This window comes from Psychrobacter sp. TB55-MNA-CIBAN-0194, from assembly GCF_040309505.1.
Classification (GTDB): Bacteria; Pseudomonadota; Gammaproteobacteria; order Pseudomonadales; family Moraxellaceae; genus Psychrobacter; species Psychrobacter fozii.
Genome location: NZ_JBEOOW010000585.1, coordinates 1 through 250, shown reverse-complemented (window position 1 = coordinate 250; position 250 = coordinate 1). Strand labels below are relative to the sequence as shown.

Annotated in this window: 1 protein-coding gene; it reads left to right on the top strand. The window is 44.4% G+C overall.

All coding sequences use genetic code 11. The features are described from left to right. Positions 1-250 (top strand): cbb3-type cytochrome c oxidase subunit I (locus tag AAEY75_RS16370; RefSeq protein ID WP_352260213.1); only part of this gene is annotated, 250 nt, incomplete at both ends.

Genomic DNA, 250 nt, shown 5'->3' with positions numbered 1-250 from the left:
GGGCTAATGCGCTGGCTACTCACCACTAACCATAAAGATATCGGCTCGCTGTATTTATGGTTTAGTTTCATTATGTTTCTTACTGGCGGTGCGATGGCAATGGTGATTCGAGCTGAATTATTTCAGCCTGGATTACAGCTAGTAGAACCTAACTTTTTTAATCAGATGACCACAGTTCATGGCCTCATCATGGTGTTTGGGGCGGTGATGCCCGCTTTTACCGGGTTAGCAAACTGGTTAATTCCAATGA